Raw genomic sequence first — 20,475 nt, forward strand, 5'->3', positions numbered from 1 at the left:
ACCCCATACCATCGCCGCCGCCGCTCGAAAGGCAGGGCCGTTAGGCCTCTGTCGCCGACGAATCCGGCGGACGGCCCGCCGTACCGGGCCCTCCGGCCCTGCCCGGGTCGCGAGCACCGCACGGACGATGGTGGCAGGCGACGCCACGCCGGCTCGCCGCGGCGAGAGGGACATCCCGTGCCCGGGCTTCGCGACTTTCTCGATCGGTTCCGCTCCGCCGGACCGCCCGGCCCGGCGGCTCCGCCCGCGGTGCCAGCCGATCACCGCAGCCGGCAGCTCGCCGAGGTCGCGCCGGTCTTCGCGGCGCTGGCCCCGACCGTCGAGCAGGCCCGGGACATGGTCGCAGCGGGGGCCGCCGAAGCCGACCGGATCCGGATCGACGCTCTCCGCGAGGAGCAGGCGATCCTGCGGGCCGCCGAGGAGGACCGGCCGGCGCTCTACGCGAGGGCCTTTGCCGAAGCCCGCGCCGCAGCCAAGGCACGCGGCGAGGAGCGCATCGCGACGGCAGGCGTGGAAGCAGAGCGCATCGCCCGGCAGGCCGCCGCCCGGATTCCTGCGCTCGCTGATACGGCGACGCTGCAGGTTCGCGGGGCGCTGGAACCGGCCCGCGCGGTGGGAGTGCCGTGATGGCCGCGGCAGACGTGGCCGGCACGATCCGCGCCCGGGCTCTCGCCCGGCGGCGGGTCGGCGTGGCGACCGCCCGCCGGCTCGCCGGTATTGCCGACTTCCGGGCCGCTGTTTCCGAGCTGGCGTGCACGCCGTACGGGCGGGAGGTCCGGCCCGGACAATCTCCGGCCCAGGCGGAACACGCCGTCGGCCGTTGCCTGGTGTGGCACCTTCGCGTTCTGGCGGGCTGGCAGTCCCGGCACACCGCCGAGATGCTGCGCGTGCTGGCCGGTGGGTACGAGCTGGACAACCTGGACGAGCGGCGTCAACAGCTCGCCGGCCGGCCCGCTGAGCCACTGTTCCGGCTCGGGGCGCTCGCCTCCGCCGGCGCCCGGCTCGAGGCTGCGGCGACCCGGCCGGCGCTGCGCGCGTCGCTTGCCGCCTCGGTGTGGGGTGACCCGGGGGCGGACAGCGAATGGGCGCTGTCCGTGGTGCCGCGGCTGTCCTGGCTGCATCGGGTGGCGCTGCGGGTGCCGGCCGCCGCGGACTGGGCAGCCGGCGCGGCGCTGCTGCTGCTCGCCCGGCACCGGGTGCTCGAAGACCGGCCGGTGGACCGCGTCGCAGCGGCTCACCTACTGCCTCTCACCGGGGCTGCCTGCCTCCCGGCGCGCACCCTGACGGAGCTCGCGGAATCTGCCGACCGGCGGGCCGGGTGGGTGCTGACCGGCGTGCGCGTGCCCGGCGACCTCTGGCGGGCCGAGGTCCGCTGGTGGCTGCGCCTGGATCGGGACGGCGTCGCGCTGCTGCATGGCGCCCGGTTCACCGGGGACGCCGCGGTCGGCTGCGCGGCGGTGCTCGCCGTCGACGCCTGGCGGGTACGCGCCGCACTCGAGTCCGCCGCCCGCGGCGGCAATCTCACCGAGGTCTTCGATGCGACGTACTGAGGGAATGCAACCCGTGCCGATGAGCCGCGTGGCGGTCGTCGCGCCGGACGGGCGCACCCGCGAAGCCCTGCTGGCGATCGCCGGGGCCGGTGACGTCGAGCTGGACGAGCCGATCACCAACGGTGAGCCGGAGGGGTCCGCCGCGGCCGCGCTGCGCCGGGCCGGCGGTGCACCCGCCGGCCCCGCCCGGCTCTGCGCCGTGCCGCCCGACCTGGACGACCTGGTGACCCGCGGCCGCACCGACCTGATCGCCGGCGAGGCCGAACTGCAACGCGTGGCGGCCGACGCGGTGGACGAGGCCGGCGTACGGGTGTGGACCGGCTGGTGTCCCACCGGCAGCGTGCCTGCCCTCGCCGCCCGGCTCGCCCGGGCCGACGCGAGTCTGGCTCCGCTCCCCCGCCCGGCCGGCGTCGACCCACCGACGCTGCTGCACGCCGGGACACCGCTGCGCGAGTCGTTCGCCCCGCTGGTGCGGACCTACGGCACCGTGCCGTACGCGGACGTCGATCCCACCCTGCTGTCGGGGCTGGCGTACGTGGTCATGTTCGGGATGATGTTCGCCGACGCCGGGCACGGCCTGATCCTGCTGCTCGCCGCGCTCCTGCTCCGGTTCGGCCGGGTGAAGCGGCTGCAACGGCTGCGCCGTCACTGGCCGTTCGTCGCCGGCGCGGGGCTGGCCAGCGCGGCGGCCGGCATCGCGTTCGGCGAGTTCTTCGGTCCCACCGGGGTGCTGCCGGTGCTCTGGCTGTCCCCGCTGGACGAGCCCGTCCAGCTGCTCGCGGCCGGAGTCGGCCTCGGCGCGGTCCTGCTGGCCGCCGCCTACCTCGTGGGCACGGTGAACCGGTGGCGGGAAGGGGGTCCCCGGCGGTCGCTGTACGCGCCGACCGGCGCCGCCGGAGCGATCCTGTTCCTCGGCCTGGCCACTCTCGCCGCCGGCCTGTATCTCGGCCGGTGGAGCATTGCGGGACCGGGCGCTGTCGCCGCGCTCGTCGCGCTCGCCCTGTGTGCCGCCGGACTCTACGCGGCGGCCGGCGGCGGCGCCGCGGGAGTGGCGCAGACCGGCGTCCAGCTCTTCGACCTCGTGCTGCGGATCGGCGCCAACGTGGTGTCGTTCGCCCGGCTCGCCGCCTTCGGGCTGACCCACGCCGCGCTCGGCGCGCTGGTCTGGGCCGGCACCGTCGCCCTCTGGCACCACGGCGGCGCCGCGGTGGCCGCAGCCGTCGCCGTCCTGGTGCTCGGCAACGCCCTGACCTTCGGGCTGGAGGCGCTGGTCGCCGGGGTGCAGGCACTGCGGCTGGAGTACTACGAACTGTTCTCGCGGGTGTTCGAGCTGGAGGGCCGGCCGTTCCACCCGTGGGCCCTACACGTGGAGGGGGAGCCGACATGACGGTGTGGTTGTTCGCCCTGCCCGCGCTGGCCGTGGGCCTGGTCGCCGGGGCGCTGCTGGCCCGGCGCCGGATCCCGGTCCGGCTGATGCTCGCGATCAACGGCGGCCTGGTCGCCGCCGCGTCGGTGGTCACGGTCCTGGCACTGACCGGTGGCCCGGCGCAGGCGGCCGCGCCCGCCTCGTCGGGGGGCGGTTCCGGCTGGGCCGCCCTGCTCGGCGCGGCGATCGCGGTCGCGGGTTCGTCGATCGGCGCGGCGATCGCGGTGGCGTACACGGGGGCCGCGGCGCTGGCCGCGATGAGCGAGCGGCCGGAGCTGTTCGGCCGCGCCATGGTGATCGTCGGGCTCGCCGAGGGCATCGCGATCTACGGGCTCATCGTGGCGATCATCCTGATCGGACACGCGTGATGACCGGCCGGATCGCGATCCTGGGCGGCCCGGCCGAGATCCGCGGCTGGGAGCTGGCCGGTCTTGAGCCGGCGCCGGCGGAGGACGCCGCGCAGGCCCGAGCGCAGTGGGCCAAGCTGCCGGCCGACGTGGGCTTGGTGATCCTCACCCGGTCGGCGGCGGCCGCGCTGGAGGCCGAGATCTCCGCGGCCGGCCCGCTGGTGGCGGTGCTGCCATGAGCACCGCCCGGCCTACCGCCGCCGAGCTGGACGCCGCGCTGGCCCCGGTTCGAGAGGCCTTGCTGCGGGACGCGCAAGCCGAAGCGGACCGGCTGCGGGACACGGCGCGGCAGGACCGCGACCGGCGGCTGGCTGCCGCCCGGCAGCGCGCCGATCTGACCCGGGCCGATGCCTGCGGCCGGGGGCACGCCGACGCTGCGGCCGCCGGGGCCGACGACGCGGCCGCGGCCGCCCGAGCGGCCCGGCGCCTGATTCTGCGGGCCCGGCGGGAGGCGTACGAGCTGCTGCGCCGCGTCGTCGCGGAGCGGGTGGCGGACTGGATGGCCGAGCCGGCGGTCGATGCGGCGCTGCGCAGCCGGGTGGCGGAGGTCCTCGGACCCGGCGGGTCGGCGCAACGCGTTCCCGGCGGCCTGGCCGGGACCGCGGGCGGCCGCCGGGTCGAGGTCACCGTGTCGGCCCTGGCCGACGGGGCGCTGAGCGAGCTCGGCCCGGCTGTCGAACAGCTGTGGCAGCCATGAACGCCGGGGTGGTGCTGCGGGTGGACGGCCCGCTGGTCGAGGTGGACCATCCGGGCAGGCTGGCCATGCACGAGCTGGTCGAGCTCGGGCCGGCGGCGCTGCCCGGTGAGGTGGTCGCGATCCGCGACGGGCGGGCCACGGTGCAGGCGTACGAGTACACCGGTGGGCTGCGCCCGGCCGACCCGGTACGCGCCACCGGCGGCCCGTTGACCGCCCCGCTCGGCCCGGGACTGCTGGGCGGCGTTTTCGATGGCCTGCTGCGCCCGCTCAGCGACGGCCCGGTGTGGCTGCTGCCGCGCGCCCCCGGGGCCGGCACCGACGACCGCCGCTGGTCGTTCGAGCCACTGGTCACCGCGGGCAGCCATGCCGACGTGGGCTCGGTGCTGGGCACCGTGCCCGGCCCCGGGCCGGTCGGCTACCGGATCCTGGTGCCGCCCGGCGTGACCGGCCCCGTCGACCGGATCGCGCCGGTCGGCAGGTACGCCGTGACCGACGAGATCGCGGTGATCGATGGCACGCCGGTCCGGCTGAGCGCAAGCTGGCCGGTACGCCATCCGCGCCCGGTGCGCGAGCGCCTGCCGGCCCGTATCCCGTTGCACACCGGGCAGCGGGTGATTGATCTGCTGTTCCCGATCCTGAAGGGCAGCACGGTCGCGGTGCCCGGCGGGTTCGGCACCGGCAAGACCATGCTGCTGCAGCAGATCGCGAAGTGGTGCGACGCCGACGTCATCGTGTACGTGGGCTGCGGCGAACGCGGCAACGAGATGGCCGACGTCGTCGCCGATCTGCTGGCGCTGACCGATCCGCGCGGCGGCGGCCGGCTCGCCGACCGCAGCGTGGTGATCGCCAACACCTCGAACATGCCGATGATGGCCCGCGAAAGCGGGGTCCACTCCGCGGTCACGGTGGCCGAGTATTTCCGGGACATGGGCTACGACGTGCTGGTCATCGCCGACTCCACGTCGCGCTGGGCGGAGGCGCTGCGGGAGTTCGCCTCCCGGACCGGCGCGCTGCCGGCCGAGGAGGGTTATCCGGCGACTCTCGGCTCCGCGCTGGCCGCCTTCTACGAGCGGGCGGGCGCCGCGGAGTGCCTCGGCGGGGCGACCGGATCGGTCACCATCGTCGGCGCGGTCTCACCGCCGGGTGGCGACCTCACCGAGCCGGTGACCGCCCACAGCCAGCGGTTCGTGCGCGGGCTGTGGACCCTCGACCGGGATCTGGCGTACGCCCGGCACTATCCGGCCGTCTCCTGCTCCGGCTCGTTCTCCCGGGACGCCGAGGCGGTCGCCACCTGGCACGCGCGCGACGGCGCCGCCGACTGGGCCGGAAACCGGGCCCGGGTGCTCGGGCTGCTCGCGGAGTCCGACCGGCTCAACGCACTGGCGGATCTGATCGGCATCGCCGGTCTCGCCGCGCCCGAACGGGTCACCCTGCTGACCGCCCGGTTGATGCGGGACGCCGTGTTACGGCAGAACGCCCTGTCGCCCCAAGACGCGCATTGCGGGCCCACGAAGGGCGCCGCGCTGGTCGAGGCGGTCCTCGCCGTGGGCGATCGGCTGCGGGCCCTGGCCGCGGCCGGCCACACCGCCGACGAGCTGGAGGCGATCGACTTCGGTCCCCTGGTGCGGGTCCGGGACCTGGCCGGCCCGGACGACGCCGAGCTGGTGGGCCGGGCGCGCGACACCGTCCTGGCCGGATGGGAGGCGGCGTCATGAACCTGACCACCACCGCCTGGACGACCGTACGGGAGCTCAACGGTCCACTCCTGACCGTCGCCGGGGTCACCGGCGTGGGCTGGGACGAATACGCCGAGATCGACGTCGGCGGCGAGGACCCCCGGCACGGCGTCGTGCTCGCCGTCCAGGACGACCTGGCGATCGTGCAGGTGCTCGAAGGCACCTCCGGGATGGACCCGGACGACACCGCCGTACGCTTCGCCGGCCGCCCGCTGCGGATCGCCGTCGGCCCGGGATGGCTGGGCCGCACCTGCAACGGACGCGGTGAGCCGCTGGACGACGGGCCGCCGGTGTCCGGCCCGCGCACCGCCGCGGTCTCCGGCACCCCGATGAACCCGACCCGCAGGGAGCCGCCGGCCGACCCGGTGCTGACCGGAGTGTCCGCGATCGACGGACTGACTACCCTGGTCCGCGGGCAGAAGCTGCCGATCTTCTCCCAGGCCGGGCTGCCGCACCTGCGGCTGGCCACCCAGATCGCCGCACAGTCCACGGCGGCCGGCGAGCCGTTCGCCGTGGTCTTCGCCGGTCTCGGACTCACCCACCCGGACGCCGACGCGGTCCGCGACCAGTTGGAGGGCCGGGCCGCGGTCGGCGAACTGACCATGCTGCTCAACACCGCCGACGACCCGGTGATCGAGCGGATTCTCACGCCGCGGCTGGCCCTCACGGTCGCGGAAGACCTCGCCTTCGTCGAGGGCCGCCACGTGCTGGTAGTGCTGACCGACATGACCAGCTACGCCGAGGCCGTCCGCGAGGTGTCGGCCACCCGGGGCGAGATCCCCGGCCGCCGGGCCTATCCCGGCTACCTGTACAGCGATCTGGCTTCGCTGTACGAGCGCTGCGGCCGGATCCGGGGGCAGCCCGGATCGGTGACCATCCTGCCGGTGCTCACGATGCCCGCCGGGGACATCACCCATCCGGTGCCCGACCTCACCGGTTACATCACCGAGGGCCAGGTGGTGCTGTCCCCCGACCTGTCCGCGCTGGGCGCGTACCCGCCGGTCGACGCCCTGTCCTCGCTGTCGCGGCTGATGCGGCACGGCGCCGGCCCCGGCCGCACCCGGGCCGACCATCTCGACGTCGCGGCGCAGGTGATGGCCGCCCTGGCAAGGGCCCGGCAGGCCGGAGAGCTCGCCGACCTGGTCGGGCCCGCGGGCCTGAGCGAGGCAGACCGGCACTACCTGGAGTTCGAAACGGCCTACCGGGGCACGCTGCTGAGCCAGGCCCCGGACGAACGCCGCGACCTGGCCGAGACGCTGCGCCTGGCCTGGCAGGCACTGTCCACCCTGCCCCGGCGGGAACTGGTGCTGCTGCCGGAGGCGCTGCTCGACGAGCACGGGATCCGATGATGGCCGGCAGCAGCGCGATCCGTGTGCCGCCCGGCCGGGCCGGCGTCCTGCAACTGCGGCGGCGGCTGTCCGTCGCCGAGGCCGGGGCCGAGCTGCTCACCCGCAAGCTCACCGTCCTCAGCACCGAGGCCGAGCGGCTGACGGCCCGCGCCGCGGAGACCGGCCGGCGATGGCAGGACACGGCCGTGCCCGCCCAGCACAGCCTGGGACTCGCCGGGCAACTCGCCGGCGACCGTGGATTCCGGTTGGCGGCCCTCGCCCCCGAGGCCCGAGTCACCACGACCGACACCTCCTTGATGGGCCTGCGCTACCCGGCCGGGGCCGACTGCTTCCTGCCGGAACGATCCGACGGCGACGCTTCCCCGGCCGAAGCCGCCCTGTGGTGCGCCGACCAGGCGGTCCGGGCAGCGGTCCGCACAGCCGCCGTGCACGCCGCCGCGATGCGCGCCGCCGAGACGGTCAGCCGCGAGGTCGCACTGACCCGCCGCCGCCTGCGGGCGCTCGAACATCGGCGCATCCCGGCATTACGCGAAGCACTCCGCCTCGCGTACGCGCGCGTCGAGGAGGCCGAGGCGGCCGACGCGCTGCTGCGGCGCTGGGCCGCCGACCGGCCCCCCGGCTGAGCCCGGGGACGGACGACCCACCTATTGCTGTCCGACGGCCCTGGCAACGCCGCCCGCGGCGTGGACATGGTCGGGATAGCATCCCGGACACAGTGCCCCGATCCGCGGTTAGGGACGTCCGAGGTCGCGATGTTCCCCAGCGATGCGGATCACCGCGCGTCCCTGACCTTCCGGCGGCGCTCGGTCGCCCCGCGACTGATTGAGGGATTCACATGTCGCACCGCACTGGAGACTTGCTCGGCGGCCGGTACCGGCTCGACGACCAGATCGCCGTCGGCGGCATGGGCGAGGTGTGGCGGGCCACCGACACCGTGCTGCGGCGGGCGATCGCGGTCAAGACGCTACGCGAGGACCGGGCGACCGACCCGCAGTTCCGCATCCGGTTCCAGCACGAGGCGCGGGCCATGGCCGCGCTGCACCATCCCGGCATCGCCGACGTGTACGACTTCGGCGAGCAGCCCAGCGACGAGACGTACCTGGTCATGGCCGACATCGAGGGGCAGCCGCTGAACGAGCGGATCGCCGAGCGTGGCCGGCTGACCGTCTCCGACGCCATGTCGATCGTGGCGCAGGTGGCCCGCGCCCTGCAGGCCGCGCACGAGGCCGGCATCGTGCACCGCGACGTCAAGCCCGGCAACATCATCGTCCAGCCGGACGGCCGCGCCGTGCTGGTCGACTTCGGCGTCGCCCGCTCGGCCCGGTCGGCGAGCCTCACCGGCGCCGACGAGGTCATCGGCACCGCCCACTATCTCGCGCCGGAACAGCTCCGCAAGCAGCCGGTGGGTCCGGCCACCGACATGTACGCGCTGGGCGCGGTCGCCTATCACTGCCTGGCCGGGCACCCGCCATTCCTGGGGGACAACCCGATCGGCGTCGCCGCCCAACACGTCAGCCAACAGCCGCCGCCGCTGCCCCCGGACGTGCCGCCGCCGGTAAGGAACCTGGTGGCCACCGCGCTCGCCAAAGACCCCGCCGCCCGGTTCCCGTCCGCCGCGGCGATGGCCCGCGCCGCCGAACGCGCCGCCCCGCGAACCCGGGCGACGGCCACCGCCACCACGCTCCGGCTCAACCCGATCCCGGAGTCACCCGGCCGGCCGCCGGTCCGCCCCCGGTTGCGGGGAATCGTGACCGCACTGATCCTGGCGCTGCTGGCGTTGGCCGGGACGGCGACAGCGCTCGCGCTCACCGATCCGTTCGGCCGGAACCCGGCCCGGCCCGCCACATCGGCCACCCCGACCAGCGGCGCGGCTACCACGCGTGCCCCGGCGTCTCCGGCCATCACCGGCCACCACTACCCCGGTCCGACGCCGTCCGCGTCACCCGTCACGACCGCACCGGAACCGACCCCGACCACCACACTGCCCACGACCAAGCCAACCACGACAACCGCAACACCGACGACCACGCCACCCACGACCACGACAACGCCGACGGATACGCCACCGACGACCGGGCGCGCCACCGGCCCGCCCGCCACCGCAGGTCGGGACCTGACATACGCCGTCCGGAGCGGAGCCCGTAGCCGCGCCGCCGCGTGACGCCTGTGCCGCAGCAGCGGCCCGGCGTTGTCGTCGTCCAGAGCTACCACGACGGGCCCGGCCTTGGCCGCGGGCGCGTGCCCGGCACCACGACCGGCTCCCGACGAGCAGCGGAGAAAACAGGCGGGCGGCCACCGGGCACAGCCACGTGGGTCCTTGTCGATGCCCATCGGGCGCCGGAGAATGCAGCTTCCGATCCCTCCGAAGGCCAACAGGAGCAACGGCCGGAAGACGCAGGCAGCGACGGCAGCTTGCGCCACGTCCGAGTCTATGGGCTCAGGCGATGAGCCTGGAGGCCGGCGGCCACCGGGGCTGATCACGCTAGCCTGGTAGCTGCGGACCACAGCTCCCAGGGCAGTTACGAAGGACTCCGACGCGCGCGAAGCCGGCGGTGACCGAGCAACACCCAAAGGCCCAGGCCCAGCTTGCCCGTACGGTATCGGCCACCACGCCGCCGGCGGGAGTCCAGGGCGATCCCCGTGGCAGCCGCCACCACGACCAGGCATGTCGTGGCCACGCCGAGCACGCCCCACGCGACCATCGCCACGGACAACAGCCCCCAGGTGACTCCGGCGACGACCGCCGCGGTTACCACGACCCAGCGCGGGTGTGGTCGACGCCCGGCCAGCGACGGGTAGTCCGCCGTCAGACCGGCGACGATCTCGTCGAACTGCCGTTTCATGTCGTTGGTTGCCATCGGATCAGCCTCCCGGCCCGGTCGCTTCGACCGCCTTGCGATCGAGCGTAGGAAATGTGCCGACCTCACCGCCTGTGCCGATAGTCCCGTCCAAGGGGGCCGTCCGTCGGCCGCCAGGCGCGGAACTGGCAGCCACGCGGCCCGGGACCAGCGGCCGTGACCAGCGAACGATTCCCGGCGAACACCTGCTCGCCCGGGCGGTGCCGTTGACGCATCGTCAGGCCTGCGCGTTCGGCAGCGGTAACCTTCGGCCCCGCCGGGCGGCGGCCGCCCGGCGTACCGACGAGATGTCAGGCGTCGACCAGGCAGCGGAGGTGGGCTCGATGACGGCGAGCGCGGCGCAAGCCGCCTCACTGGACCTGCGCGGCAGGACCATCACGACCTTCATCGCGTACGAGGTGACGCAGCGGCTGGCGCGACTGGCGCCGACGAGTCCCTGGAAGTGATCACCGACCCGCGACAACGTCGACAGCGACGTCCGGGCATGGTGCCGGGCAACCGGACAGGAGCTGAACGCCGCGGAGCGCCGCGACGGCGACCACCGATACCTGATCCGCGAGCGGTCCCGGCGGCGCACGGACCGGCGTCTCGCCGCGGTGATCTCCAACCCCAGCCCGGAGCAGTTGCTCTCGCCGCTGGTATTCGCGCGGGAAGGCATCGAGGTCTGTTCGTCCGATGAGGGTCACCAACCGGCCGATCAGCTGCCGCCACCGCCCGGTCCCAGCGCCCACCGGGCGCCCAGCCGCACGACGACGGCCGGCACAAGTGCCGCGCACCAGCAGCGTGTCGAGCAGGATGCCGACGGACATCGCGAAGCCGAACGGGAACAGCAGGTCGACGGGTTGACTGAGCAGGACGGCGAAGCTCGCGGCCAAGGCGATGACCGGCGGATGTGATGACCCGCGGGTGCGGGTCATCGCCGTGGCAGGGTCAGCTCGCCAGGAAGACCGGGCAGCCGGCGTGCTGGACCATCGCCCGGCTGACCGAGCCGAGCATCGCGACCGGGTTCATGCCGATGCCGCGCCGGCCGACCACGACCGCTGCGGCGCGGTGCGAGTAGTCGATCAGGGCGGGTGAGGGATGCGCGTCGACCGTCAGGTGGTGCACGACGACCCCGTCGATCGCGTCGGTCCGCTCGGCCGGCGTGGCGTTGGGCTGGGCATGCAGCATGATCAGTTCGCAGCCGCGCAGGCGGGCCTCGGCCCGCGCGAACGTGACAGCCGGCGTCACCGCCGCCGGGTTGTCGACGCCGACCACGAGCGGGACCGTGCCGAATCCGAGTCCCGGCGGCCAGTACGGCATGCGAACGACCATCACGACCCCCGTATGCTGGGCGGCCACCCGGTCGCCGACGGTCAAGCCAAGCGCGGTGCCCACCGCACGGTGGCGGTGCCCGACGACGAGCAGGTTCGCGGTGCCGCCCTCGATGAGCAGCAGGGACGCGGCTGATCCGGTCATCAGGTGGCTGGTCACCGGCAACGCCGGTGTGGCGGCGTGGACCCGGTCGGTCATCTCTTCGAGCAGCCGGAAATCGGCCGCCTTCGTGGTTTGACGCTCCCCGGGGTGTTGCACGTGCAGCAGCTTCAAGTCCCAGCCGTGCAACTCTGCTTCCCGTGCCGCGAGATCCAACGCTGTGTAGCTGGCGGGCGTGTCGTCCACGCCCACCAACACCGTTCCGGTGAGCGTCGCTGCCGTGGGCATGGGAGGTGCCGCCGGAGCAGACCCGCCGGATACCGCGAGATACCCAAACAGGGCGTCCGCCTTGCTTCTCGGCGCGGAACCGGCATTCCAGGGGGCCCGGGGGACTTGGTAATTGCGGATCTCATTCATGACCCACCTCCGGGCCCATTTCCGACTTTTCCTAGCATTTACCAGTACAACGTCCGGACCGCTGGGCAACCAGGGTCCTTGGTCCCACCCGCGTAGCAATACGGCACTGACAGCGGGGTTCCCGATCGCGACCGTTCTGGACCTCAGGCACAGACGCTGCTCGGCCTGATCGCGATGATCGACCCGCCCCGGGGAAGGCGTGGCCGACGCCGTGACCGCCGCTCACAGCGCGGGGATGCGGATCCATGTCATCTGAGGCGACTACGGCCGCACCGCGGCGGAGATCGCGCGGCGGGTCGGCATCGGCGGCGCGCGGCGCACGCAGCGACGTATAGCGCTGGTGAACCGTGTCGCTGTGAGCCCGCCCGGTCGGGCCGGGCGGGCTCACAGCGGCATGGTCACTCCTTCTCGCTGATCGGAATCTGTCGGCTGGTGGACTCGGCGGCCTTCAACGGGACGGTCACCTCGAGGATCCCGCTGCGGTACGCAGCGGAGATGTGCTCCTCGTCGGCGTTCCCAGGCATCCGAACCGCCCGCTGCAGCGTGCCGTAGTGGAACTCGGAGCGGTTCATACCCTCGTACTCCTCCCGGCGTTCCGCCCGCATGGTGAGCACCCCGTGATCGACCGTGACCTCCAGATCCTTACCCGGGTCGATGCCCGGCAGCTCGGCGCGTAACACGTACTCCGTGTCGGTCAGCCTGTCCTCGAAGCGGATCGGCCGACCGTCGCGCGGGAAATCGGCGCCGAACCAGTCATTCATGTCGCCGAACACACGCGGCAGAAGCGAGATCATCTCATTCTCCCTTCTCTCGTCGCTACCTCCATCACACGCTCACGGGCGATCGACGGCCAGGGCCATACGTCCTGTTTTGCGGCTAATTAGGAAGCATGGCGACGCGACCTGGAATACAGATTCGGCCTACTCAGCGGCACGACCGGTGCATTTCAGCTCGACGGCACCTTCCAGATCGGACCCGGCTTCGGTGGCGGCACGTGCTTCACCGGCACGTGCCGCCGGCCGGGTGAGGGAGAAGGTCAGGACGTCAACCCGGCCGGTTCGTGGGTGAACTGCTCGATGTCGGTCGCGGTCGCATCCAGCAGCTGATAGGTGAGACTCGCCAACGCCCGTGCAACCGCCAATTCGTCGCCGATCGCCGGCACCTCGGTATCGGATGGTCGCCGACGAGCCCGGCCCTCGCTGCGCAACGGCCGCCGCGAGTCGGTGTGCAGGATCGCCGAGGCTCGGGTGGTGCGCTCGAACTCGTCCTCGGTGATGGTCAGTTGGACCGTCCACGTACGGATGTGTGTCATGTCGGCACCTCCTTCATTCCTCCTGTCTCCATCCCAGGCCTGGCGCCCGCGAGGCAACCAGTGCTGATAGTCCCGATCGTCCCGGCCCGGCGGCCTTGACCGGACCCGGCGGGCGAAACGTGACGCTCGGGCCGGGACATCAGCTACACCGCGTCGAGGACCATCTGGCGCCGTGGCGGGACAAAACCTGGGCGTGCTGGGCGATACCGCTCTTCCCACGCAGCCTCCGTTTCATCCTCGGCTGCCACACGGCCCGGCTCGCAGTCGCCAGCCCGGGGCAAAGCGCGGTCGGCTCGCCGCTCGGTGCCGTCGGCAGAAAATGCTGATCTCGGCGGCTGCCGCGTGCAGCCGGCGCACCGGGAAAAGGTGGGGCTGATGGCCCCGCCCGGTTACGCGACGCGGAATGTTCCGGACGAGGTTTGCGACGCCTGCGAGCCGATCCCGTCCGGCGGGAACAGGGCTGCGGTGGAGGTGAGAGCCGCGGAATCGGTCGCCGGACATGACCCGTCGATCCATAAGTTGCATGCCGGGACCTTTGGCCCTGCTCTTGCGGCGGAGGGGGCATTGAGGCTGGAGTGAGCATGACAGGAGGGCTGTGACGATGACGACCATGCCCGCCCTGGCCGCCGTTCCCGGCCGCGCCGGCCCGGACAGCGCGGAACGGGCCTCCCTGCGGGCGCTGTTGTCGCCGGCTTCGGTGGCGGTGGTCGGCGCCATGCAGCGCCATGGCGGCGCCGGCTACGAGATGGTGCGTGCCCTGCGCGACTACGGGTACCGCGGTCGGCTGTATCCGGTCAACGGCTCCGGCCGGCTGGTCCACGGTATCCCCGGGCACCGCACGATCGCCGACCTACCCCGGCCGGTCGACCTGCTGGTCATCGCGGTTCCCGCCGATCAAGTCCCACCGGTGCTGCGCGAAGCGGGCCACTGCGGCGTCCGCAGCGCGGTCGTGCTCACCGGGGCCGCGACCGGCTCGCCGGACCGGCCGCCCGGATCACGGCTTCGGCGCATCGCCGCAGAGCACGGCATGCATCTGATCGGCCCGGACAGCCTCGGTGTGATCAACACCGATCCGCGGATACGCCTGAACGCCAGCCTTTCGCCCACCTCGCCGCAATCCGGCGGGCTGGCGGTAGTCACCCGGTCGGGCGCGGTCGGGATTGCCGTATTGGAACATGCGGCCCGTAGCGGATGCGGCCTGGCCGCCTTCGTCTCGCTCGGCGACCAGCCCGCGATCGGCGGCGCTGATCTGATCGCGCATTGGCACGCCGACCCGCATGTCCGCGCCGTCGCCTTGGATCCGGACTCGTTCGGCGACCCCGTGACGTTCGCCCGCATCGCCCGGCTGTTCGCCCGGAGCAAGCCGCTGCTGGCCATCCGGGACACACGTGCGACGCCCGGCCAAGACGTCCTGTTCGAGCAGGCCGGTATCGTTCGCACCGACAATCTCGACCACCTGATGGACGCCGCGCGGATCCTGGTGGATCAGCCCCTGCCAGCCGGGCGCCGGCTGGGGATCGTGGGCAACGCCGGTGGCCTCACCGAGCTTGCCGCAGAGCTCGCGGAGGCGAACGGGTTCATCCTTCCCCGCCTGGACGGCTCCGCTTCCCGAACCCCGGGCCGCGGCAACCCGGTCGACACCGGAGCCGACGCCACCCCACGGCAGGTCGCCGACGCGGTCGAGACCCTCGCCCACAGCCGCGAGGTCGACCTCGTGCTCGCTCTGATCGTCGGCACCCGCGCCAACGTGCCGGACGCCGTCATGACTGCGGTCGCCGACGTGCTCGACAAACATCCGCGGCTGACCACGGCCGCGGTGCTCGCCGGAAGCGCGGACGACATCCATCACCTGGGTACGCGCCGGATGCCCGTCTACCGGCATCCGGAACGGGTGATCCGCGCCTTGGCACACGCCTGCCGCTACGCGACGTGGCGCCGCCAACGACGGGGCGGGTGGGTGACGCCCGCCGGCCTCCACCGGGACCTCGCCGACACCCTGATCGCGCGGGCTCGCCAAGAGCGACGTGGTTGGCTGCCGAGCGCGGTGACCGTCAAGATCCTCGCCACGTACGGCATTGCGGTACTTCCCGCCTCGCACCCCTACTCCGCGGTGGGCGCGGTCGCCGCGGCCGAGCGCCTCGGCTACCCGGTGGTCGTCCGGACTGTCGGCCGCGAGGCCCGTACCCGGAACGCCGCCGATCACCTGCGGCTCGGCCTGACCTGCGCCACCGAAGTTCACGACGCATTCGAGGCCCTGACCCGACCCGGCGACCCGGCTCGCGAGGTCCTGCTGCAGCGCCAGGTAAGCGCGCCGGTAAGACTCGCCGCCGGCATCACGAAAGATCCGCATTTCGGGTCGGTGCTCCATCTCCGGCGCAACCGTCGCCGGGCGGCCCACATTCTCCCGCTGACCGATCTCGACGCCGGCCGGATGGTGCACGAGGTTCTGGACACGCCGCCTTCCCCGATCGACACCGCCGGGCTCGTAGATCTGCTCCAGCGGCTCAGCTGCCTCGCCGAGGACCACCCGGAGATCGCCAGGCTCGACCTCAACCCGCTGTTCGCGGGCCCGGACGTCGTCGTGGCCGATGCCCGCCTGCGGTTGGCCGAAAGGCATTCACTCGACGAGGCGGCGACTTCGAAATGACGCACGGCCCTGCGGCGAAACATGTGACCAGGCAAGGGTGCCACTCGCCGGACCAACGCAGGACCTTTGTCCCTGACGGGGCATAACCGCCGATCGGCACAGTGGTGGGGAGGGGGTTCCGACCATGACACCGCTGGAAACGGCTGCCCGGACCGCGCAGCACGCACCGTCGGTCCTCAACACACAGCCGTGGGCCTGGCGGATCACTGGCGACCTGGCCGAACTGTTCGCCGACCCGGACCGCCGCGTCGAGAGCATCGATCCGGACGGACGGCTTCTCCTGCTCAGCTGCGGCGCCGCCCTGCACCACGCCTGTATCGCCCTGAACGCCGGCGGCTGGGGTGCCGCCGTCGAGCGCATCCCGGACCCGGCTCGGCCCGATCTTCTCGCCCGCATCCGGCTCACCAGTGAGATCACTCCTGACCCCGAGACCCAGCGGATGTCCGCCGCCCTGTGCCTGCGCCGCACCGACCGGCGCGCCTTCACCGACCAGCCGGTCGCCGACCACGAGCTGACCAAGCTGCGTCGCCTCGTCGAGGCGGCGGGCGCCTACCTGCACGTCGTCCGCCCCGATCAGGTCGCGATGCTGGCCATCTCCACGGAACTGGCCGCCGGCGCCGAACTCGACGACCCGGCCTACCGCGCCGACCTACGCCGTTGGACCAGCCGTCCCTCCTTCACCGGGGACGGCGTCCCGCCCGCTACGGCAGTGCGGCCCGAGCTGCGCCGGGTCCCCATCCGAGACTTCGTGCCCGGTGGGAGCGCGGGACTGCGGGCCGGCGCCGCACACGACGCCGGTGCGGCCTACGTGGTGCTGTTCGGCGACGGCGCACAGCCCCTCGACTTCCTCCGCGGCGGCGAGGCGCTCTCGGCACTGCTGCTGATGGCCACCGCCGACGGCCTGTCCACGGCGCCGCTGAGCGATGCCGTGGAGGTCGGCTGGCCGCATCATCTGCTGCGCGGCCTGCTGTCCGGCATCGGCGATCCCTACCTGGTGGTACGGCTGGGCCACCCGGCACCGGGCGAGCCGCTTCCGCCCACTCCGCGCCGCGACCCCCGTGACGTCATCACCGTCGTTCAATGAATCCCCTGCCGCGTGTCCGGCGCGGTCGCCGCGACGTCGACGGCGGCAACCCCGGGGACCGTACGGGCCAGCACGGCCACGATGCCCTGCTCGGTGTCGTCGTCGAACTCACCGCTGACGCGGGCGACACCGCCCTCCACGACCGCGGTCCAGCGGTGACCGCCGCTGTACTCGTCGAGCCGGTGCTGCACCTCGGCGGCCAGCACGTCGTCGCCGCGCACCATCGCGCGCAGGATGTCGCGGCGGCTGATGATGCCCACCACCGCGCCGTCCTCGAGAACCGGCATGCTGCGCACGTCGTACTCGAGCATCTGCCCGGCCACCTCGGCGACATCCACGTCCGGCCGGGTCGTGACGGTGTACGGCGACATCACCTCGACCACCATGCCGGGCCGGTCGGCCGGATCGGCGTCCGGCACCCCCCGCATGTGCGCGGTCGGATCGGACGGCACCCGGTGCCACAGCAGGTCGCTCTCGCTCACCATTCCGACCAGCCGGCCGCCCTCGTCCACCACCGGCAGGGCGGTAACCGCCTTCGTCGTGATCAGCTGAGCGGCGCTCTCCACCGTCGCGGTCTGGGTCACCGTGTACACCGGGCTGCTCATGATGTCCTTGGCACGCATCACGTCACCTCCGCAACATCTGCTCGTTGTCGGCCGTCCTCCCACACTGGTTCCTGTCTCTCAGCGTTTCGCCGATGCGACCGGGCGGGCAGGGCCGAATGTCCCGGCCCGGTCAGGACCCAGCGGGGCCGAGCTCGGGCGGCACTGTCAAGGGGTGACGTTCGTCGTCGCGGGCGGCGAGCCTTTCCACGGCGCGCCGGTACTGGCCCACGGTGATCTCACCGGCCATCATCTGCGCCACCAGCACACCCTCGAGGCTTGCCGGAGGAGCCGCCTCGGACTCCCCGGCAGTGGCCGGATCAGGATCCCGCAGGCGTATCAAGGGCAGGACGGCCCACCAGACCATCGCGGTGCAGAGCAGAAGGAACACCACCAGGAACAACATCGTCGTCACCTCCTCACCGACCATGCTCGACGCGGGGCCGAGTGATCGGCAGGGACCAATGTCACATCGGCACGCGGCGAAGGACCTCTCGGCGGGCGGCCCGCGGCAGGCCCATCGACTCTGGTAACCGGCCTCCCGAGCGGCGGATGGTGGAACTGGCACGGGCGTCACGGCGGACACCCAGCCCGACTGGATCGGCGACCGCGCCGGAGGTGTCCCGACATGAATGCCTGGATCATCACCCTGATCGTCGCGGCCGTCGTGGCCCTGCTGCTGGTGCTGTCGGTCCGTATCGTCAAGCAGTACGAGCGGGGGGTTGTGTTCCGCCTCGGCCGCGTCGTCGGCGCCCGGGAACCGGGCCTGCGTCTGCTGATTCCGATTGTCGACGTCATGCACCGCGTCTCGCTGCGGATCGTCACCATGCCGATCCAGTCGCAGGGCATCATCACCCGCGACAACGTCAGCGTCGACGTCTCCGCCGTCGCCTACTTCCGGGTCGTCGACGCCGTCAAATCGGTCGTGGCCATCGAGAACGTGCACGCGGCCATCAACCAGATCGCCCAGACCACCCTGCGCAAGGTCGTCGGCCAGCACAGCCTCGACGAGACCCTCGCCGAGACCGAGCGCATCAACGTCGACATCCGCCAGATCCTGGACCTCACCACCGTCGACTGGGGCGTCGAGGTCACCCTGGTCGAGCTCAAGGACATCCAGCTGCCGGACGCGATGAAACGGGCGATGGCCCGCCAGGCCGAGGCCGAGCGGGAGAAGCGTTCGAAGATCATCAACGCCGAGGGCGAGGCGCTCGCCGCGTCCGCGCTGGGCGAGGCATCGGACACCATGATGGCCCACCCGCTCGCGCTGCAACTGCGCAACCTGCAGTCGCTCGTGGAGATCGCGGTCGACAAGAACTCCACCGTGGTCTTCCCGGCACCGCTGATGAGCACGATCGGCGAACTTGGCCGCTTCCTGGATCAGGAATCGGCGGCCGCCGAACGCCACACCACGCCGCCGTCGATCGTGCGCCCGATGAGCGCCACCGGCTGACTCAGCCCCAACGGCCCGCGTGATCGGGATCCCGGCGCCGTGCCGCGCCGACATCCGGTGCCGCAGCCGGCGGCACAGCGGCGGGCCGAGGGCCCGGAGGGTCATCCGCTGCCCACGGTGCGGAAACCGCGTCGGAACGACCCGGCCGGTAGCAAGTGGACATCCGCCCCCTCGGCCACCGCCGCTGTCGCGATCGCCCTCGCGATCTGCTCCGTCGAGCCGTGCCTGGTGGCGTGCAGCACGAGAACCCGGCTCATCGGTGCCGCCTCCCTCCAGCAACCTGCCCTCCAGGGCACTCCGACGTTGCGGTCCGTGCCAGGGTCATTGGTCCCCGCCCACCGGTGGCAGGTCGCGGCCGGGATGACCGGGACCATCGGCCCTGACGGTCACGCCGGAGGCGGACGATGCTTGCCTTGGGCCCACTGGATGCAGCCGGTGAGACGGCCCGGCCGCTCGGCGGCCGCAGAGCCGCCAGACCCATCGTGGGATTGACGAGTGCCGGCCGGCCTCGCGCCGCACCCGGTGGGGCTCCGGATCGCGGGAGGTGACCACATCATGATCGCTAAGGGTCGGCGACCGGATCGCGATCGAGGGAACGCGTGGAGCGAAGGAGCCGTCATGAGCACCGTGACCGGCGCGCCGGTCGTCGTTGGCGTGGACGGCTCGGCCCGTGGGCTGGCCGCCGCCGCGGCGGCCGCGGAGGAGGCGGCGCTGCGGCACCGGCCGTTGGTGGTCGTCCACGCCCTGGTGTGGATCCCGGCCGGCGCCGCCACGGATCCGGTGATGGCACCACCCGCGCACGAGACCTACGAGGAACAGGGCCAGGCGTACGTCGACAAGGCGGTCGCGCTGGCGGCCCGGTCCGCCCCCGGCATCAGGATCACCGGGCGGGTCGTGCCGGGCGCCCCGTCCGCCGTGCTGGTGGACGAGAGCCGCCGGGCAGATCTGCTAGTGGTCGGTGATTCCGGCGTCGGCGTGGTCGCCGGAATGGTGGCCGGCTCGGTGGCGATGCATGCCGCCAAGCACGGCTCGTGCCCGGTGCTCGTGGTGCGGGGCGCGAACCGTGCGGGGGCGCCGGTGGTCGTCGGCGTCGACGGATCGGCGGCCTCGGCCGAGACCGTCGTGTTCGCCGCCGAGGAGGCCGCCGGCCGCGACGCGCAACTGGTGGCGCTGCACGCCTGCAGCGGCGACGGTGCCGGGCGGGCGGAGCAGGTCTTGGCCGAGTCGCTCGGCGGCCTCGCCGAAAAGTACCCCGGCCTGCAGGTCGGCTGGCAGGTGCGCAAAGGGTCCGCCCGCCGGCTGCTGACCGGCTGGTCACGCCTGGCGCAGCTGGTCGTCGTCGGCAACCACGGCGGCGGCTTCGCCGGCATGCCGCTCGGCTCGGTGGGCCGGCACCTCGTCGACCACGCCGGCTGCCCGGTTGCGGTGGTCCGCCGCCGAGCTTGAAACAGTCGCCCCGCCCCGGCAGCCGACCGGCTACCGGTCGGGGAAGAGGCCGTCGCCCCCTCCTCCGTGGCGGAAGAC

At 73.0% G+C, this 20,475-nt stretch carries 23 protein-coding genes; 15 read left to right on the plus strand and 8 right to left on the minus strand.

The genetic code is table 11. The annotated features are described in order from the left end of the window. Positions 1-177 precede the first annotated feature (177 nt). From ODJ79_RS37390 to ODJ79_RS37435, 10 genes are all read left to right on the plus strand, one after another. Positions 178-627, plus strand: coding sequence for a hypothetical protein (locus tag ODJ79_RS37390; RefSeq protein WP_263028411.1), 450 nt, complete (start codon positions 178-180; stop codon positions 625-627). Then, complete coding sequence (locus tag ODJ79_RS37395) at positions 627-1,550, plus strand: hypothetical protein (RefSeq protein ID WP_263028412.1); 924 nt, start codon at positions 627-629, stop codon at positions 1,548-1,550. Before ODJ79_RS37390 ends, ODJ79_RS37395 begins: the two co-directional genes overlap by 1 nt. Before the next feature lie 19 nt (positions 1,551-1,569). Then, the gene (locus tag ODJ79_RS37400; RefSeq protein WP_263028446.1) at positions 1,570-2,937 is read left to right on the plus strand and encodes a V-type ATPase 116kDa subunit family protein; all 1,368 of its coding nucleotides are present in this window, start codon (positions 1,570-1,572) and stop codon (positions 2,935-2,937) included. Beyond that, positions 2,934-3,344, plus strand: a complete 411-nt coding sequence (locus ODJ79_RS37405; RefSeq protein WP_263028413.1) for an ATP synthase subunit C — start codon at positions 2,934-2,936, stop codon at positions 3,342-3,344. The genes ODJ79_RS37400 and ODJ79_RS37405 overlap by 4 nt, the downstream gene beginning before the upstream one ends. Then, positions 3,344-3,562, plus strand: a complete 219-nt coding sequence (locus tag ODJ79_RS37410; RefSeq protein WP_263028414.1) for a hypothetical protein — start codon at positions 3,344-3,346, stop codon at positions 3,560-3,562. The genes ODJ79_RS37405 and ODJ79_RS37410 overlap by 1 nt, the downstream gene beginning before the upstream one ends. Further along, a complete protein-coding gene (locus ODJ79_RS37415; RefSeq protein ID WP_263028415.1) occupies positions 3,559-4,080 on the plus strand; it encodes a hypothetical protein in 522 nt (173 codons plus the stop codon). Before ODJ79_RS37410 ends, ODJ79_RS37415 begins: the two co-directional genes overlap by 4 nt. Further along, positions 4,077-5,795 (plus strand): V-type ATP synthase subunit A, encoded by a 1,719-nt coding sequence (locus ODJ79_RS37420; protein ID WP_263028416.1) that lies wholly within the window; start codon positions 4,077-4,079, stop codon positions 5,793-5,795. The genes ODJ79_RS37415 and ODJ79_RS37420 overlap by 4 nt, the downstream gene beginning before the upstream one ends. Continuing rightward, positions 5,792-7,165: a V-type ATP synthase subunit B gene (locus tag ODJ79_RS37425; protein WP_263028417.1), complete on the plus strand. Its 1,374-nt coding sequence runs from the start codon at positions 5,792-5,794 to the stop codon at positions 7,163-7,165. The genes ODJ79_RS37420 and ODJ79_RS37425 overlap by 4 nt, the downstream gene beginning before the upstream one ends. Then, positions 7,165-7,788 carry a V-type ATP synthase subunit D gene (locus ODJ79_RS37430; RefSeq protein ID WP_263028418.1) on the plus strand — a complete coding sequence of 208 codons (624 nt, stop codon included), beginning with the start codon at positions 7,165-7,167 and terminating at the stop codon, positions 7,786-7,788. Before ODJ79_RS37425 ends, ODJ79_RS37430 begins: the two co-directional genes overlap by 1 nt. Positions 7,789-8,000: 212 nt before the next feature. Next, complete coding sequence (locus ODJ79_RS37435) at positions 8,001-9,326, plus strand: serine/threonine-protein kinase (RefSeq protein WP_263028419.1); 1,326 nt, start codon at positions 8,001-8,003, stop codon at positions 9,324-9,326. Positions 9,327-9,684: 358 nt separating this feature from the next. On the opposite strand, the gene ODJ79_RS37440 is transcribed toward ODJ79_RS37435, so the two are convergent. Next, positions 9,685-10,023, minus strand: a complete 339-nt coding sequence (locus ODJ79_RS37440; protein ID WP_263028420.1) for a hypothetical protein — start codon at positions 10,021-10,023, stop codon at positions 9,685-9,687. A gap of 206 nt (positions 10,024-10,229) precedes the next feature. Here ODJ79_RS37440 and ODJ79_RS37445 point away from each other — a divergent pair, with 206 nt between their 5' ends. Then, positions 10,230-10,469 (plus strand): hypothetical protein, encoded by a 240-nt coding sequence (locus ODJ79_RS37445; RefSeq protein ID WP_263028421.1) that lies wholly within the window; start codon positions 10,230-10,232, stop codon positions 10,467-10,469. Here the strand turns inward: ODJ79_RS37445 and ODJ79_RS37450 are convergent, their stop codons facing one another. The 4 genes from ODJ79_RS37450 to ODJ79_RS37465 form a co-directional block, all read right to left on the minus strand. Continuing rightward, positions 10,470-10,940 (minus strand): hypothetical protein, encoded by a 471-nt coding sequence (locus ODJ79_RS37450; RefSeq protein WP_263028422.1) that lies wholly within the window; start codon positions 10,938-10,940, stop codon positions 10,470-10,472. It lies immediately after the preceding gene. A gap of 13 nt (positions 10,941-10,953) precedes the next feature. Beyond that, the gene (locus tag ODJ79_RS37455; RefSeq protein ID WP_263028423.1) at positions 10,954-11,853 is read right to left on the minus strand and encodes a universal stress protein; all 900 of its coding nucleotides are present in this window, start codon (positions 11,851-11,853) and stop codon (positions 10,954-10,956) included. Positions 11,854-12,251: 398 nt separating this feature from the next. Beyond that, positions 12,252-12,647 (minus strand): Hsp20/alpha crystallin family protein, encoded by a 396-nt coding sequence (locus ODJ79_RS37460; protein WP_263028424.1) that lies wholly within the window; start codon positions 12,645-12,647, stop codon positions 12,252-12,254. 242 nt (positions 12,648-12,889) lie between these two features. Next, positions 12,890-13,165 carry a DUF1876 domain-containing protein gene (locus ODJ79_RS37465; protein ID WP_263028425.1) on the minus strand — a complete coding sequence of 92 codons (276 nt, stop codon included), beginning with the start codon at positions 13,163-13,165 and terminating at the stop codon, positions 12,890-12,892. A 601-nt stretch (positions 13,166-13,766) separates the two neighbouring features. Between ODJ79_RS37465 and ODJ79_RS37470 the strand changes: the two genes are divergently transcribed. Then, positions 13,767-15,812, plus strand: coding sequence for an acetate--CoA ligase family protein (locus ODJ79_RS37470; protein ID WP_263028426.1), 2,046 nt, complete (start codon positions 13,767-13,769; stop codon positions 15,810-15,812). A 124-nt stretch (positions 15,813-15,936) separates the two neighbouring features. Further along, complete coding sequence (locus tag ODJ79_RS37475) at positions 15,937-16,896, plus strand: Acg family FMN-binding oxidoreductase (RefSeq protein WP_263028427.1); 960 nt, start codon at positions 15,937-15,939, stop codon at positions 16,894-16,896. Here the strand turns inward: ODJ79_RS37475 and ODJ79_RS37480 are convergent. Together ODJ79_RS37480 and ODJ79_RS37485 are read right to left on the minus strand one after the other, a co-directional pair. After that, the gene (locus ODJ79_RS37480) at positions 16,890-17,519 is read right to left on the minus strand and encodes an HPP family protein (RefSeq protein WP_263028428.1); all 630 of its coding nucleotides are present in this window, start codon (positions 17,517-17,519) and stop codon (positions 16,890-16,892) included. The genes ODJ79_RS37475 and ODJ79_RS37480 overlap by 7 nt on opposite strands. 112 nt (positions 17,520-17,631) lie before the next feature. Then, positions 17,632-17,904 carry a hypothetical protein gene (locus tag ODJ79_RS37485; protein ID WP_263028429.1) on the minus strand — a complete coding sequence of 91 codons (273 nt, stop codon included), beginning with the start codon at positions 17,902-17,904 and terminating at the stop codon, positions 17,632-17,634. Between the two features lie 222 nt (positions 17,905-18,126). On the opposite strand from ODJ79_RS37485, the gene ODJ79_RS37490 reads away from it, so the two are divergent. Further along, the gene (locus ODJ79_RS37490; RefSeq protein ID WP_263028430.1) at positions 18,127-18,951 is read left to right on the plus strand and encodes a slipin family protein; all 825 of its coding nucleotides are present in this window, start codon (positions 18,127-18,129) and stop codon (positions 18,949-18,951) included. A 101-nt stretch (positions 18,952-19,052) separates the two neighbouring features. On the opposite strand, the gene ODJ79_RS37495 is transcribed toward ODJ79_RS37490, so the two are convergent. Next, complete coding sequence (locus tag ODJ79_RS37495; protein ID WP_263028431.1) at positions 19,053-19,208, minus strand: hypothetical protein; 156 nt, start codon at positions 19,206-19,208, stop codon at positions 19,053-19,055. 361 nt (positions 19,209-19,569) lie between these two features. Here ODJ79_RS37495 and ODJ79_RS37500 point away from each other — a divergent pair, with 361 nt between their 5' ends. Continuing rightward, positions 19,570-20,397, plus strand: coding sequence for a universal stress protein (locus ODJ79_RS37500; RefSeq protein WP_263028432.1), 828 nt, complete (start codon positions 19,570-19,572; stop codon positions 20,395-20,397). Positions 20,398-20,475 lie beyond the last annotated feature (78 nt).

This window comes from Actinoplanes sp. KI2, from assembly GCF_025630775.1.
Lineage (GTDB): Bacteria > Actinomycetota > Actinomycetes > Mycobacteriales > Micromonosporaceae > Actinoplanes.

Bases quoted from the DNA above. Each gene is read 5' to 3' on its own strand.
- ODJ79_RS37410 (WP_263028414.1), top strand. From the start codon at position 3,344: ATGACCGGCCGGATCGCGATCCTGGGCGGCCCGGCCGAGATCCGCGGC.
- ODJ79_RS37435 (WP_263028419.1), top strand. From the start codon at position 8,001: ATGTCGCACCGCACTGGAGACTTGCTCGGCGGCCGGTACCGGCTCGAC.
- ODJ79_RS37420 (WP_263028416.1), top strand. From the start codon at position 4,077: ATGAACGCCGGGGTGGTGCTGCGGGTGGACGGCCCGCTGGTCGAGGTG.
- ODJ79_RS37450 (WP_263028422.1), bottom strand. From the start codon at position 10,940: ATGACCCGCACCCGCGGGTCATCACATCCGCCGGTCATCGCCTTGGCC.
- ODJ79_RS37455 (WP_263028423.1), bottom strand. From the start codon at position 11,853: ATGAATGAGATCCGCAATTACCAAGTCCCCCGGGCCCCCTGGAATGCC.
- ODJ79_RS37395 (WP_263028412.1), top strand. From the start codon at position 627: ATGGCCGCGGCAGACGTGGCCGGCACGATCCGCGCCCGGGCTCTCGCC.
- ODJ79_RS37495 (WP_263028431.1), bottom strand. From the start codon at position 19,208: ATGAGCCGGGTTCTCGTGCTGCACGCCACCAGGCACGGCTCGACGGAG.
- ODJ79_RS37500 (WP_263028432.1), top strand. From the start codon at position 19,570: ATGAGCACCGTGACCGGCGCGCCGGTCGTCGTTGGCGTGGACGGCTCG.
- ODJ79_RS37425 (WP_263028417.1), top strand. From the start codon at position 5,792: ATGAACCTGACCACCACCGCCTGGACGACCGTACGGGAGCTCAACGGT.
- ODJ79_RS37485 (WP_263028429.1), bottom strand. From the start codon at position 17,904: ATGTTGTTCCTGGTGGTGTTCCTTCTGCTCTGCACCGCGATGGTCTGG.
- ODJ79_RS37470 (WP_263028426.1), top strand. From the start codon at position 13,767: ATGACGACCATGCCCGCCCTGGCCGCCGTTCCCGGCCGCGCCGGCCCG.
- ODJ79_RS37490 (WP_263028430.1), top strand. From the start codon at position 18,127: ATGAATGCCTGGATCATCACCCTGATCGTCGCGGCCGTCGTGGCCCTG.
- ODJ79_RS37415 (WP_263028415.1), top strand. From the start codon at position 3,559: ATGAGCACCGCCCGGCCTACCGCCGCCGAGCTGGACGCCGCGCTGGCC.
- ODJ79_RS37440 (WP_263028420.1), bottom strand. From the start codon at position 10,023: ATGGCAACCAACGACATGAAACGGCAGTTCGACGAGATCGTCGCCGGT.
- ODJ79_RS37405 (WP_263028413.1), top strand. From the start codon at position 2,934: ATGACGGTGTGGTTGTTCGCCCTGCCCGCGCTGGCCGTGGGCCTGGTC.
- ODJ79_RS37430 (WP_263028418.1), top strand. From the start codon at position 7,165: ATGGCCGGCAGCAGCGCGATCCGTGTGCCGCCCGGCCGGGCCGGCGTC.
- ODJ79_RS37480 (WP_263028428.1), bottom strand. From the start codon at position 17,519: ATGCGTGCCAAGGACATCATGAGCAGCCCGGTGTACACGGTGACCCAG.
- ODJ79_RS37460 (WP_263028424.1), bottom strand. From the start codon at position 12,647: ATGATCTCGCTTCTGCCGCGTGTGTTCGGCGACATGAATGACTGGTTC.
- ODJ79_RS37475 (WP_263028427.1), top strand. From the start codon at position 15,937: ATGACACCGCTGGAAACGGCTGCCCGGACCGCGCAGCACGCACCGTCG.
- ODJ79_RS37400 (WP_263028446.1), top strand. From the start codon at position 1,570: ATGAGCCGCGTGGCGGTCGTCGCGCCGGACGGGCGCACCCGCGAAGCC.
- ODJ79_RS37465 (WP_263028425.1), bottom strand. From the start codon at position 13,165: ATGACACACATCCGTACGTGGACGGTCCAACTGACCATCACCGAGGAC.